Annotated in this window: 2 pseudogenes; both read left to right on the top strand. The window is 30.4% G+C overall.

Going from position 1 to position 270, the window contains the following annotated elements:
* Positions 1–125, top strand: a pseudogene (locus tag SB775_RS34740) (DsbA family oxidoreductase); the annotation flags it as partial.
* Between the two features lie 73 nt (positions 126–198).
* Positions 199–270, top strand: a pseudogene (locus tag SB775_RS29765) (nitroreductase family protein); the annotation flags it as partial.

The following is a 270-nucleotide window of genomic DNA, read 5'->3' as shown; positions in this document are numbered from 1 at the left end:
GAGATGAAGTCATTCAAGGACTTGCTAGTAAAGAAACGCTAGAAAGAGTAATTGATAAAGAAATCGAAAAGGATAAAACAAATTCATTTGAAGGTATGCAATGTAAGACGGATGGATATTGCTAATTCGTCTTGCATGAAAGACTCAAGTTGATTTGTTTAAATAAAAATAATAAAACATATATTTGGAGGAATTAAAATGTCAGCAACTACAACAAATTTAAAAGAAGCAATCGTGAACCGTCGTTCAATTCGTAAAGTAACAAAAAAC

Source organism: Peribacillus sp. SIMBA_075 (assembly GCF_046534585.1).
This window is presented reverse-complemented; position numbering and strand designations above follow the sequence as displayed.